Genomic DNA, 12,483 nt, shown 5'->3' with positions numbered 1-12,483 from the left:
GCGCCGACCTGTCGCGCCTCGCCCGGCGCGCCCCGGGCGACAGGCTGCGCTTTGCCGCCGTCACCGTCGAGGAGGCCGAGGCGGCGGCGCGCGACCGCCGCGCCGCGCTCGACCGGATCGCCGAGAGCGTCATCCCCGCCAATGCAGGAAGGGTCGATCCGCGCGCGCTGTGGCGGGCCAACCTCGTAAGCGGCGCGGTCGACGCGCTTTGCCCCGATCATTTCCCGCATCACCCCGAACCGGAGGGCCGTCCGTGAAGATCAACCTCAACGCCGATCTCGGCGAAAGCTTCGGTGCCTATGTCATCGGCAATGACGAGGATCTGCTCGGCGTGGTCGGCGCGGCCAATATCGCCTGTGGCTTTCACGGCGGCGACCCGGTGGTGATCGCCCGCGCCATCGCCCGGGCCAAGGAAACCGGCACCAGCATCGGCGCGCATCCCGGCCATGCCGATCTGCAGGGGTTCGGCCGCCGCGCCATGACGCTCTCGGTCGAGGAGCTGCGCCTGTCGGTGATCTACCAGGTTTCGGCGGTGGCGGGCATGGCCCGCGCGCTCGGCCACCCGATCAGCCATGTCAAACCGCATGGCGCGATGAACAACCAGGCCTGTGCCGACCGCGCCATGGCCGACATCATCGCCCGCGCCGTGGCCGAAACCGATCCCGACCTGATCCTGCTGGCCCCCGCCCTGTCTCAACTGGCCGCTGCGGGCGAGGCGGCGGGGCTCCGGGTCGCGCTCGAAATCTTCGCCGACCGGACCTACGAGGCCGATGCCAGCCTGACCCCGCGCAGCCGATCGGGATCGGTGTTGCACGGACAGGCCGAGGCGCTAGCGCATGTGAAGCGGATGATCGAGGCGGGCGGCATCATCACCCGCGAAGGCGCGGTGTTGCCGACGCCGTTCCATTCGATCTGCGTGCATGGCGATGGGGCCGAAGCCCTCGACACCGCGCGCGCGCTCCGCGAAGAGCTTGCCGATTGGGGCCACACCCTCGTCACGCTGCCCGAGGCGGTAGCGCGATAGGGCGCAGGCCCAAGCTCCATCCGCTCAGTTTGCTCGGGCGAATGGCCCTCTGGCTCGCGGGGCAGACGGTCCAATCCGTCTCGCTCAAGTCCGGCGCGCCACGCCCGGGCCGGGGAAGGCTTGTCGCAGCGGCCCTCGCCAAGTGACCGCGTTGATTCCAATTGGCAATGGCGGCGCAGCGCAGCCGCCCCGTTCAAGCCGTTCGGGACCACACCGTCACGGATCAAATTACTTTTCGATTTGAATGTTTCATTTAATGAAGTATATCGCCGCCGACTCGCAAGCTGCAGAGAGGCGAAATGACCGAGATCGACGAGATCGATGGCGGACGCGGTGACATGCTGCTCGGCATCATGCTGCTTTACTGGGCACTGCACGAGCGGCTCGAATGCGCCGAACCCGACCTGTCCAAGCAGGAGCGGCTGACGCTGCTGCGGCTGTCGCGGCCAAGCCGGATGGGCGATCTCGCCCGGCGGATGCAGGCTCTGCCCTCGACCCTCACCGTCGTGGTGGACGGGCTCGAGTCGCGCAGGCTGGTCCAGCGCCACCGCGACCCCGAGGATCGCCGCGCCTGGCTGATCGATCTGACCGAGACGGGCCGCGCCCGCCGCCAAGAGATGCTCGCCGAGGCCGACCGGGCGCTGCGCGACGCCACCGGCCTGCCCGAGGCCGACCTCGACATTCTGGGCGATCTGCTCACCCGCATCCGCCTTCACATCAAGGCCGAAGGACTGCCGAAAGGACTGCCGTTTTGACCCGCTTCCTCCCCCCTCTCGTGGTGCTGGCGCTGCTCGCCACGCCGGGCGCCGCGCAACAGGCCGAGGCCGACGCGGCCCCCCGTCCTGTCAAGCTGATGACGCTCGGCACCGAAGACACCGGGCTCACCCGCGAATTCTATGGCCAGGTCGCGGCGCGTCAAACCGTCGATCTCGCCTTCCAGATCGGCGGCCAGCTGGTCGAGTTTCCCGTGCTCGAAGGCAGATCATCCGCGAGGGCGACCTCGTGGCCCGGCTCGACCCCGAACCCTTCGAGCTGGCGTTCGAGCAGGCCGAGCTGCGCCAGGCGCAGGCCGAGCGCGACCTCGACCGTCTGAACCAGCTCAGCCGCTCCACCGTGAGCGAGGCGGCGCAGGAAGAATCGCGCACCAATGCCGCCTTGGCGCAGGTGGCGCTGCGCGACGCCGAGCGCGCGCTGTCGAAGGCGCGGCTCGACGCCCCCTTCGAGGCGCTGGTGGCCGAGCGGCTGGTCGCCAATTTCACCACCGTCTCGGCGGGCACGCCGATCGTGCGGCTGCACGACATGTCCGAGCTGCGCGTCGAGGTCGAGGTCCCCGAGATCCTGTTCCAGCGCGCCGGGCGCGACCCCGATGTCGAGATCACCGCGCGCTTTCCCGGCATGAGCGACAGCTACCCGCTCGAGATCCGCGAATTCACCTCAGACGCGACGGCGGTGGGCCAGAGCTTCGGCCTGACGCTGGCCTTCGCTGCCGAGACCGCGCCCGACGTGCTGCCCGGCTCCTCGGTCACCGTGACGAGCCGTCTCGACGGCATGGCGGGCGGCCTGCCGGTGCCGCCCACCGCGCTGGTAGGCGATCTCGACGGTACTGTCGAGGTGATGGTGTTCGAGCCGGGCGAGACCCCCGACCGGGGCCGCGTGGCGGCCCGCGAGGTCGAGATCGAGATCGCCGATGACGGCGGCTTTCTCGTGACGGGTGGCGTCGAGCGCGGCGCCGAGATCGTCGCCGCGGGCGCCGCAGCACTCGAAGACGGCCAGGCGGTGCGCCGCTTTGCCGGCTTTCCGAAGTAAGGACCGCCCATCATGACCATCGCACGCGCCTCCATCGAAAAGCCGATCCTGACCTGGCTGCTGATCCTGGGCTGCCTCTTCGGCGGCATCTGGGGCTTTGCCACTCTGGGCCGTCTCGAAGACCCCGCCTTCACCATCAAGCAGTCGGTGATCGTCACCTCCTATCCCGGCGCCTCGGCCGAGCAGGTCGCCCGCGAGGTGTCCGAGCCGCTCGAATCCGCGATCCAGAAAATGGGCGAGATCGACCGGATCACCTCGACCAACCGCCCCGGCGTGTCGCTGATCGAGGTCGAGGTGAAATCGACCTATGGCGGCGAGGAGCTGCCCGGTATCTGGACCAAGCTGCGCGCGCGGGTGCGTGACGCGGCGCGCGACCTGCCTTCGGGCGTGGGCGAGCCGCTGGTCAATGACAGCTTCGGCGACGTGTTCGGCCTCTACTACGCCGTTACCGCGCCGGGCTATTCCGACGCCGAGATCCACCGCCTTGCGACATGGCTGCGGCGCGAGCTGCTCGCGGTCGAGGGCGTGGCGGATGTGGAGCTTGCGGGGCTGCCGGAAGAGGCGATCTTCGTGGAGCCGGAGCTGGCGCTTCTCGCGGCGCAGAACCTGCCCGCCGAGTCGCTGGTCGGAGCGCTCGCATCGGCGGATTCGGTGGTGCCCGCGGGCTCGGTCGACACCGCCGGGCGGCGCGTGCGGATCGCCGCACCCGAAGGCTCCGACAGCGTCTCCGAGATTTCGGGCCTCTCGGTCGGGGTCGGCGGCGAGATCCTCAACCTCTACGACGTGGCGCAGGTGCATCGCGGACGGGTCGAGCAGCCTTCGCTGATCCTGCGCCATGACGGCACCGAGGCCTTCACCTTCGGCGTGGCGGGCCTCGCCACCGAGAACATCGTCGCCGTCGGCCACCTCGTCGACGACCGCCTTGCCGAGCTGTTCGACGAGATCCCCGCCGGGGTCGAGCTGAACCCCATCTACCAACAGCATCTGGTGGTCGAGGAGGCGTCGAACGCCTTTTTGGTGAACCTCGCCATGTCGGTCGCCATCGTGGTGGCGGTGCTGGCTCTGTTCATGGGCTGGCGCGCCTCGGTGGTGGTCGGCGTGACCTTGCTGCTCACCGTGGTCGGCACGCTGTTCTTCATGGCCATCTTCGCGATCGAGATGGAGCGCATCTCGCTCGGCGCGCTGATCATCGCCATGGGCATGCTCGTGGACAACGCCATCGTCCTGGCCGAGGGAATGCAGATCTCCATGCAGGGGGGCAAACCCTCGCGCGAGGCGGCGACCGAAACCGCCGGCAAGACGCAGATCCCGCTCTTGGGCGCCACGGTGATCGGCATCATGGCCTTTGCCGGCATCGGGTTGTCACCCGACGCGACGGGCGAGTTCATGTTCTCCCTCTTCGCCGTCATCGGCATCTCGCTGCTGCTGAGCTGGGTGCTTGCGATCACGGTGACGCCGCTCTTGGGTCACTACTTCTTCAAGCGGGGTACGGCGGGTGGCGCGGGGGCCTATGATGGCGCGCTGTTTCGCGGCTATGCCGCCGTGCTGCGCGGCGCTATCAAGGGCCGCTGGCTGGTGATCCCGGCGCTGCTGGCGATCACGGTGGTCAGCTATGCGGCTTCGGCCAGGTCCGGCAGCAGTTCTTTCCCAACTCCAACACGCCGCTGTTCTTCGTGCATTACAAGCTGCCCCAAGGCAGCACGATCCAGCAGACCTCGGAAGATCTGGCGCTGGTCGAAGAATGGCTGGCGACACGCGACGAGGTCGTCTCCTACACGAGCTATGCCGGTCAGGGCGCGACCCGCTTCATGCTCACCTATGCCGCCGAGAGCGCCAACCCGAGCTATGGTCACATGATCATCCGGACCAAGGACATCTCGACCATCCCGGCCCTGCAGGAGGAACTCGAGGCGTTCGGCCGCGAAGCCCTGCCCGCGGGCGAGTTCCGCACCCGACGGCTGGTCTTCGGCCCCGGCGGCGGCGATCCGATCGAGGTGCGCGTCTCGGGCCCCGACCCGGCCGTGCTGCGCGAGGTCGGCGACGAGGTGATCGAGGTTCTGCGCGCCGCCTCGCCCGACATCCTCGATCCGCGCACCGACTGGCGCGAGCCCGAGTTGGTGCTGCGCCCCGATTACGCCACCGACCGCGCGCAGAGCGCCGGCATCAGCCGCGACGACGTGGCCAACGCGCTGCGCTTCGCCACTGACGGCGTCTCCAGCGGCGTTTACCGAGAAGGCGAGCGGCTGATCCCGATCACCGTGCGGCTGCCGCGCGATGCCACCTCCGACCTGCGCGACCAGCCGGTCTGGTCCGAAACCGGCCAGCATTTCCTGCCGATCGAGCAGGTGATCGACGGTCTCGGTCACGAGGTGCAGAACACGCTTGTGCATCGCCGCGACCGGGTGCCGACCCTCACCGTCGGCGCCGACATCCCACCCGAACGCACCGCCGCCGAGGTGTTCACGCAGGTGCGCGCGGCGGTCGAGGCGATCGAGGTGCCGCCGGGCTACGCGCTTGACTGGGGCGGCGAATTCGAGGCCTCGGGCGATGCGCAGGAAAGCCTCGGCAAGCAGCTTCCGCTGTCGCTTCTGGTGATGGTGCTGATCTCGGTGCTGCTGTTCAACGCGATCAAGCAGCCGGTGATCATCTGGCTCTTGGTGCCGATGTCGGTCAACGGCGTGGCGCTGGGGCTCTTGGGCACCGGCCTGCCCTTCACCTTCACCGCGCTTCTGGGTCTCTTGTCGCTGTCGGGGATGCTGATCAAGAACGGCATCGTTCTGGTCGAGGAGATCGACCTCGTGCGCGCCGAAGGAGTGGAGCTGCGCGAGGCGATCGTGACCGCCTGCGTGTCGCGTCTGCGGCCCGTGGTGCTGGCGGCGGCGACGACGATCCTCGGCATGCTGCCGCTTCTGAGCGATGCGTTCTTCGTCTCGATGGCGGTCACGATCATGGGCGGCCTCGCCTTCGCCTCGGTGCTGACGCTGATCGCCGCGCCGGTGTTCTACTACGTCTTCTTCGCCGGTTCCGAGAGACGGGCGAAGGCGCGCGAGGCCCGAGAGGCGCAGGCAGCACCGTTGCCCGTCTGAACCAGATGGCGGGCGGCGCGCCGCGGCCGCCGCCCGCCACGCCTCACATGCAGGAGGCCAGCACCGTCGGGGGCAGCAATGTCCAGATCGCGGCGACGAGCGCGATCGCGGCGAGAGCGAGGCCGATGCGCCGCATCGCCGGGTCAGGGTCCCGCCACTTCGGCGCGCGCAGCACCACGAGGCACAGCGATTGCACCGCGATGGCCAGGATTGCCGCCCCGATCAGCAGCCCGCGCTCGGACAGGCCGATGGGCGGTCCGGCCCAGCGGCTCGAACACATCAGGCCATGCAGCCCGTAAACGCCGCTGAAGGAGGCGAGCCAGATCGCCAGCGGCAGCGACAGGCGCAGCACCGTGATCATGCCAGCCACCCCGGCAGGCCGACCGCCAACGCCACGACGAGCGACACCAGCACCGCGTAGTCGCACCAGAGCCGCACGATCCGCGCCTCGCCACCGACATGCGCGCCGACATGCCCCGCCTGCCTGCGCGCCCCGAGGAACAGCAGCATCAGGAGTGCCACGGCTGATGCAGCAGCCCGTAGCCGATCAGCACCCAAAGCGTCGCGTCATAGGCATGCGCCGTGGGGTCGGGCACCAGCATCAGGGTCATGACGCCCGTGACGGCCAGCGCGACGAGGCCCGGCGCGGCGAACAGCAGGGCCGCGCCCGGACGCCAGCGCGTCCCGAGAGCCGTCAACGCCGCCCCCGCCAGCGCCGTGAGGCCGATGCCGAGGCCCGGTTCGGCAAAGTTCGGCGGCGGCCAGTTCGGCGCGATGGTCCACAAGAAGACATATCCGAAGAGCAGCGAGCCGAAGAAGGTGCCGTTCGCCAGCAGCAGGAAGATCGACCCCCACCAGCCCGGCGGATCGGCGGTTTCGGCCGCCGTCAGCAGATCCGGGCCGCGCCCCACCGGCAAGGGGCCCTCGCGCGTCGTGCCGCCAAGGCTCCAGACCCAGTAGAGCGCGCAGGCGATGACACCCGAGGCCGAGATCGGCACCAGCCAATAGGTCTTGAGCAGCATGCCGAGAAAGAACAGGCCGGTGATTGCCGACATCAGCATCGGCAGGGCCGTGTTGCCGGGAAAGACGGTGATGTAACGCGGCGCGCCGCTGGCGATCTCGACCGAGATCGTCTCGCGGCGAGCGCGGCCCGGATCGCCGAGATAGCCTTCGCCCCGCGCCAGCCGCACCGGAAGTTCGGGGTCGTCATAGAGCGGATCGCGCGAGGTCACATGCGGCAGGCTGGCGAAATTATAGGGGGCCGACGGCGTCGGCATCGCCCATTCCAGCGTCCCCGCCTTCCATGGATCGCGCGACCCGCGGATCGCCACCACCGCGTTGATCACCACGTCGATCAACACCAGCGCGAAGCCGATCGCCATGACGAAGCCGCTGATCGAGGCGATCAGGTTGATCGCCTCCCAGCCTTGGCCCGCCTCATAGGTGTCGATCCGCCGCCGCATCCCCAAAAGCCCGGCCCAGTGCAGTAGCAAAAAGGTGCCGTGAAACCCGAAGAAGACGAGCCAGAAGGCGGTATTGCCGAGCTTGAAGTAGGTCTTGCGCCCGGTGAAATGCGGCATCCAGTAATAGAGCGCCGCCAGCATCGGAAAGACGAAGCCGCCGATCAGCACGTAGTGCAGGTGTGCTACGATGAAGTAGGTGTCATGCGCCTGCCAGTCGAAGGGCACGATCGCCACCATGACCCCGGTGAGGCCGCCGATCACGAAGGTCGCGAAAAAGGCCAGAAGCCACAGCATCGGCAGATGCAGGCTCGGGCGACCCTTGGACAGCGTGCCGATCCACGCGAAGATCTGCACCGCCGTCGGCACCGCCACCAGCGTCGAGGCCGCCGAGAAGAAGGCCAGCCCCATATGCGGGATACCGGTGGTGAACATGTGGTGCACCCAGAGCCCGAAGCTCAGCACACCCAAGGAGACCGCAGCCGCGACGATCCAGCCGTAGCCCATCAATGTGGTGCGTGCCATCACCGGCAGGATGGTCGAGATGGCGCCGGCCGCCGGCAGGAAGATGATGTAGACCTCCGGATGACCGAAGAGCCAGAACAGGTGCTGCCACAAGAGCGCGTCGCCGCCTGCCGCTACCTGGAAGAACGGCATGCCGAAGGCGCGTTCCAGCTCCAGGAGGATCGAGCCGAGGATCAGCGGCGGAAAGCCGGTGAGGATCATCACCGCCGTGACCAGCGCGTACCACGCGAAGATCGGCATCTTCGACAGCGACATGCCCGGCGCGCGGTAGCGCAGCACCGTCACCGTGATCTCGACCGCCGCCGAGATCGCCGAAATCTCGACGAAGGTGATGCCGATCAGCCAGAAGTCCGGGTTGATCCCCGGCGCGCCGATGGTCGAAGACAGCGGCGGATACATGAACCAGCCGCTGTCGGGCGCCACCCCCGCCAGAAGCGAAAATACCATCATCGCGCCGCCGAAGACGTAGCACCAGAAGCCGTAGGCGGTGAGGCGCGGAAAGGCGAGATCGCGGGTGCCGAGCATCTTGGGCAGCAGATACACCGCGAGCCCCTCGAAGAGCGGGATCGCGAACAGGAACATCATGATGGTCCCGTGCATCGTTAAGACCTGATTGTAGTGGTCGGGACCTAGAAAGGCCGAACGCGGGCTCGCCAGCTGCGCCCGGATCAGCATCGCGAGGATGCCGCCCACCACGAAGAAGAACACCGCCACGGCAAGGAACATGCGTCCCAGATCGGTGTGGTTCACGGTGGTGAACCATCCCCTGAGGCCGGGATCCGAGGCCCAGATGCGCGACAGCGCGCGATGACGCCGCAGCGCGTTCATGGTGTCTCTCCCTGCAGAAAAGTCTGCCAGCCTTCGGCGTCATGCGCGATCACCGTGAAGCGGTGATCGCGGTAACCCACGCCGTTGAACTCGGCACTCAGCCCCTCGTAGCGGCCGGGGCGGTCGGCCTCGATCCTGAGAACGTTGACGTGCCCCGGCACCGCGTCGAGCTTGCCCGCGAGACGCGGCACCCAGAAGCTGTGGATCACGTCGATCGAGGTGATCGCCACGTCGACCGGGCGGGCCGCGGGAATGTGCAGCAGGTTCTCGGTCTCGCGCCCCGGCGCATCGGCATAGCCGAAGCGCCATTCCCATTGCCGCGCCTCGGCGCGCACCTCGACCACCTCGGGGCCCGCCCGCGGCAGGAGCCGTTCGCCCACGACGAGGCCGTAACCCAAAAGCGCCACGAGCACGGTGATCGGAAAGGCAAGGCCCAGCCAGACCACGAAGCGCCGCTCGGAGACCTCGCCCGGCGGCCGCCGCCACGCCCAGACGATCAGTCCCGCGACAAAGAGGAAGATCAGCGTCGCGCCGATCAGAAGCACCCACCACAGCGTCGCGATCACCGAGGCCGCCGGTCCCGCTGGATGCACCGTCGAAAGGCTCTTTTCGCAACCGACGAGCAACAGGAGTGTTGAGCCCGCGATACCGCAGCGCAGGAGAGGCCCGGCATGTCTGAAGAGATAGTCAATGAAAAGGAAGAGCTGATCGATCCGATCGCGCAGTCGCCGGGCTATGACGAAACGGAATCCTTCGTCGGCATCTGGGGCCACCCGCTTCACGCGATGAGCGTGGCCTTCCCCGTGGCGCTGACCTTCTGCAATTTCGGCGCCGACTTCCTCTACTGGTGGTCGGGCGAACTGTTCTGGGCGCGCGCGGCGATCTGGGCGGCGGGCACCGCCTTCCTGTTCGGCCTCGCCGCGGGGGCCACAGGCACCGCCGAGCTTCTGATGGTGCCCGGCATTCGCATCCGCGCGCCCGCATGGACCCACTTCGTGATCGCGGTACTGCTCTTGTCGCTTCTGGGGCTGAACTGGGGCTACCGGCTGCAGGGCTACGAGGCGGCGGTGCTGCCCTACGGTATCCTGATGTCGGGCTTCAACGTGCTCGTGGTGATGGTCACGGGATGGCATGGCGGCAAACTCGTCTTCGATTATCGTCTGGGCACGTCGAAAGGCAGCTGATTGCCGCGCGGCTCGGCGAGCCAGCCGGGCACCGGGATCTCGCCAAGCTCCGGCTTGGCGAGCACCAGCGACAGGATCGCGAGGATCGGCACGAGCAGCAGCAGAAGCGGCACCACAGGGTTCGGCGATTGGTGGGAGCCTTCTCGCTCGGCCACCGCGACGAGGACATAGCCGACCCAGACATGGAAGGTGACCAGCAGCGCCACGAAGACCAGCTTGGCGAACATCCATGTCACGAAGACCTCGCGCAGAAAGATGAGCGCCGTTCCCGAGGCGATGGCGAGCACCGCCGAGGGCGTGACGAAATAGGTATAGGCGTAATGCGTGGCGCGGCGGATGCGGCTGTAATCGGCCTGACCGATCGCCGGATCGTGGCGCGACAGCATCAAGGGCAGCGCGAAGAGCCCGCCGCACCATAAAAGCAGCATCCCGACATGCACCGCCTTCAGATGCGGGATCAGCGCGGTCAGCCAGCTCATGCCGCCGACCGCTCCGGTGCCGTGTCCGATGCGCGCCAGCCCCGGCGCGCCACAAGGGCGATAACCGCCAGGTAAGGCAGCATCGCGGGCACCCACATGATCAGGCCGCCAAGCTGCTGGTCCGCGAGCGGCGTGATCCCCCAAGCCAACGGCGCCACCGCGTGCGAGGCATAGAGCTGGGCCGGTGAAAATGTGAGGATCGCGCCCAGAAGTCCCATCTGCATCAGCCCCGCCAGCGCCCAGAGCACCGCCTCGATCGCCGGGCCGCCGGACAGGACCGTGCGCCAGAACAGCGTGGCCGACCCCAGAAGCGTGGCCTGCATGATCCAGTAGACGGCCATGTCGCCAAGCGCGAGGTCATAAGCCGCCGGGATGTGCCAGCCCCACAGCAGCGCGGTCGACAAGAGGAAGGGCAAGGCCGCCGACCCGCCCGCGCGCTTCGCCGGCCAAGCGGCGGCAAGAAGCGGTGCCGCGACGGCCACCAGAAGAACGTGATGCACCACGCGGGCCGAGAAGAGCGCGACCGACATGGCGCAGAGCGGCGACACGAAGGCGACCCCGAGCACCATCACGGCGACCGATCCCGCCCGGCTGTGGCGCAAGGCGACGGCAAGGACCACAAGCCCGGCCAGCAGGACCGGATCGAAGTTCCACGCGGACAGGGCGGCACCGGGCGCGGGCGCCGCGCCACAATAGCTGCCCGGCAGCACCCATTCCGACATCGACCTTCTCCCCCGTGGCCCCGGACGCATCGTCGCGGCGATGCTTTCATCATGGTCTTCTTTCCGGGTAAGCTAGGGCTGCGCACCGCCGCCTCAAACGAATAAGTCGCGGAAATCATGGTCGCCTCCCCTGGACCCGAGTTCCGCTTCCGCCGCCGGTGCCTCAAAGGCACCGATCAGAGGGCGACTTGCGCCGCACCACCCTGAACCGCCACGAAGATACTTACGCGCCACCGGTCGCGGGATGCGTCATGTCGAACTCCTCCGGGGTCGAAATTTGCGTCGCCATGCCTCCGCCGGCGCGCCGGTCGCCTCCTGCGGCTGTCGGGTTGAGGAAGACACGCGCCTTCACCGTAGCAGCCCCGAAGACGAGACGCGGCGGCGCGGGCCGGTCGGGGGGATGGTGTTGAGTGCACGTCGTCGGCTCCTGCGGTTGCCTTGCAGGCAAGCCGTCCAGAGGGGCGCGCCTCCCACGCCTCCATGCGCCTGCTCTTGCCGAACCGATCAGTCCCGCCCGTGTTCCCACGCGCCCGGTCCGTACCCTACCGGACGCGCCTGCGCGTCAGGCGCTCTCCTCCAGCCAGTCCTCGAGCGCATCCAGGGTCCGCTCGGACAGGCCGGGCGCGCCCTTCGACGCCTCCAGCAGGGGGGCAGGCTGCATCCAGCCGCGCCGTCGCGGCCTCCACGTCGAACCCGTCCGCGCGATCGAGCCGATCCAGCTCCTCCCATTCGACCGGGACGCGACCGGGGCCATGAGGCGGGCGCGCAGGCTGTAGGGGGAAATGGCGGTGGCGGCGGTGTCGTTGCGCAACCAGTCGATGAAGACCCGCCCCTCGCGCCGGGCCTTGGACATCGTCGCGGTATAGCGATCCGGCGCGCGGCGCTCGAACCCCTGCGCCACCGCCTGGGCAAAGCCGCGCAGCGTCTCCCAGCCCGCGACACGGCGCAGCGGCACGACGACATGCACGCCCTTGCCCCCCGTCACCATCGGCGCGCAGGAGAGGCCAAGCCGCCGCATCAGATCGCCCATCTCGCGGGCCGCACGCTTCACCTCCTCGAACGCCAGCCCCTCGTCGGGATCGAGATCGAAGACCAGCCGGTCGGGCCGGTCCAGCCGGTCGTTGCGTGCCCCGTGGATATGCACCTCGAGCGTGCCCATCTGCCCCGCGCCCAAGAGCGCGGCCGCGTCCGGCAGGGTGATGTAGTCGGCCTCGCGCCCGCTCGCCTCGGTCAGCCGCACCGTGCCGATGGCGTCGGGAAACCCCTTGCCAGCATGGCGCTGGAAAAAACGTTGCCCGTCGAGCCCCGAGGGCATCCGCACCAGCGCCACCGGCCGGTCGGCGGCATGCTGCATCATCCGCTCGGCGAT

The 12,483-nt window shown here is 68.4% G+C and carries 11 protein-coding genes and 2 pseudogenes; 7 read left to right on the top strand and 6 right to left on the bottom strand.

Features of this window, described 5'->3' with window-relative positions; genetic code table 11:
- The 6 genes and pseudogenes from MBELCI_RS21105 to MBELCI_RS16470 all read left to right on the top strand — a co-directional run.
- A partial coding sequence (locus MBELCI_RS21105) for a hypothetical protein (protein ID WP_045320377.1) occupies positions 1-257 on the top strand: 257 nt, incomplete at its 5' end.
- Entirely contained in the window at positions 254-1,024 is a 771-nt protein-coding gene (locus MBELCI_RS16485) for a LamB/YcsF family protein (RefSeq protein ID WP_021695378.1), read from the top strand. The genes MBELCI_RS21105 and MBELCI_RS16485, both read left to right, overlap by 4 nt.
- Positions 1,025-1,323: 299 nt before the next feature.
- On the top strand, positions 1,324-1,779 hold the full coding sequence (locus MBELCI_RS16480; protein WP_021695377.1) for a MarR family winged helix-turn-helix transcriptional regulator: 456 nt from the start codon (positions 1,324-1,326) through the stop codon (positions 1,777-1,779).
- On the top strand, positions 1,776-2,117 hold the full coding sequence (locus tag MBELCI_RS22780) for a hypothetical protein (protein WP_369385480.1): 342 nt from the start codon (positions 1,776-1,778) through the stop codon (positions 2,115-2,117). The genes MBELCI_RS16480 and MBELCI_RS22780 overlap by 4 nt, the downstream gene beginning before the upstream one ends.
- On the top strand, positions 2,027-2,830 hold the full coding sequence (locus tag MBELCI_RS16475) for an efflux RND transporter periplasmic adaptor subunit (protein ID WP_369385479.1): 804 nt from the start codon (positions 2,027-2,029) through the stop codon (positions 2,828-2,830). Before MBELCI_RS22780 ends, MBELCI_RS16475 begins: the two co-directional genes overlap by 91 nt.
- A gap of 12 nt (positions 2,831-2,842) precedes the next feature.
- Positions 2,843-5,916 (top strand): annotated as a pseudogene (locus tag MBELCI_RS16470) (efflux RND transporter permease subunit).
- Positions 5,917-5,959: 43 nt separating this feature from the next.
- Here the strand turns inward: MBELCI_RS16470 and MBELCI_RS16465 are convergent.
- From MBELCI_RS16465 to MBELCI_RS16455, 3 genes and pseudogenes are all read right to left on the bottom strand, one after another.
- Positions 5,960-6,277, bottom strand: coding sequence for a hypothetical protein (locus tag MBELCI_RS16465; RefSeq protein WP_021695374.1), 318 nt, complete (start codon positions 6,275-6,277; stop codon positions 5,960-5,962).
- Positions 6,274-8,729, bottom strand: a pseudogene (ctaD, locus tag MBELCI_RS16460) (cytochrome c oxidase subunit I). The gene MBELCI_RS16465 and the pseudogene ctaD overlap by 4 nt, the downstream one beginning before the upstream one ends.
- A complete protein-coding gene (locus tag MBELCI_RS16455; RefSeq protein WP_235047674.1) occupies positions 8,726-9,295 on the bottom strand; it encodes a cytochrome c oxidase subunit II in 570 nt (189 codons plus the stop codon). Before MBELCI_RS16455 ends, ctaD begins: the two are co-directional and overlap by 4 nt.
- Before the next feature lie 105 nt (positions 9,296-9,400).
- On the opposite strand from MBELCI_RS16455, the gene MBELCI_RS16450 reads away from it, so the two are divergent.
- The gene (locus tag MBELCI_RS16450) at positions 9,401-9,913 is read left to right on the top strand and encodes a DUF2231 domain-containing protein (protein ID WP_021695370.1); all 513 of its coding nucleotides are present in this window, start codon (positions 9,401-9,403) and stop codon (positions 9,911-9,913) included.
- Here MBELCI_RS16450 and MBELCI_RS16445 read toward each other — a convergent pair.
- The 3 genes from MBELCI_RS16445 to ligD form a co-directional block, all read right to left on the bottom strand.
- The gene (locus MBELCI_RS16445) at positions 9,883-10,392 is read right to left on the bottom strand and encodes a CopD family protein (RefSeq protein ID WP_021695369.1); all 510 of its coding nucleotides are present in this window, start codon (positions 10,390-10,392) and stop codon (positions 9,883-9,885) included. The genes MBELCI_RS16450 and MBELCI_RS16445 overlap by 31 nt on opposite strands.
- The gene (locus MBELCI_RS16440) at positions 10,389-11,114 is read right to left on the bottom strand and encodes a cytochrome c oxidase assembly protein (RefSeq protein ID WP_021695368.1); all 726 of its coding nucleotides are present in this window, start codon (positions 11,112-11,114) and stop codon (positions 10,389-10,391) included. Before MBELCI_RS16440 ends, MBELCI_RS16445 begins: the two co-directional genes overlap by 4 nt.
- 562 nt (positions 11,115-11,676) lie before the next feature.
- Positions 11,677-12,483: non-homologous end-joining DNA ligase (gene ligD, locus MBELCI_RS16435; RefSeq protein ID WP_045320376.1), on the bottom strand; the 807-nt coding region annotated here is incomplete at its 5' end.

This window comes from Limimaricola cinnabarinus LL-001, assembly GCF_000466965.1.
Classification (GTDB): Bacteria; Pseudomonadota; Alphaproteobacteria; order Rhodobacterales; family Rhodobacteraceae; genus Limimaricola; species Limimaricola cinnabarinus.
The sequence above is the reverse complement of the archived record's forward strand: the minus strand, read 5'-3'. Positions and strand labels throughout refer to the sequence as shown.

Coding starts and splice junctions, on each gene's coding strand:
- MBELCI_RS16480 (WP_021695377.1), top strand. CDS start 1,324: ATGACCGAGATCGACGAGATCGATGGCGGACGCGGTGACATGCTGCTC.
- MBELCI_RS16465 (WP_021695374.1), bottom strand. CDS start 6,277: ATGATCACGGTGCTGCGCCTGTCGCTGCCGCTGGCGATCTGGCTCGCC.
- MBELCI_RS16450 (WP_021695370.1), top strand. CDS start 9,401: ATGTCTGAAGAGATAGTCAATGAAAAGGAAGAGCTGATCGATCCGATC.
- MBELCI_RS16445 (WP_021695369.1), bottom strand. CDS start 10,392: ATGAGCTGGCTGACCGCGCTGATCCCGCATCTGAAGGCGGTGCATGTC.
- MBELCI_RS16440 (WP_021695368.1), bottom strand. CDS start 11,114: ATGTCGGAATGGGTGCTGCCGGGCAGCTATTGTGGCGCGGCGCCCGCG.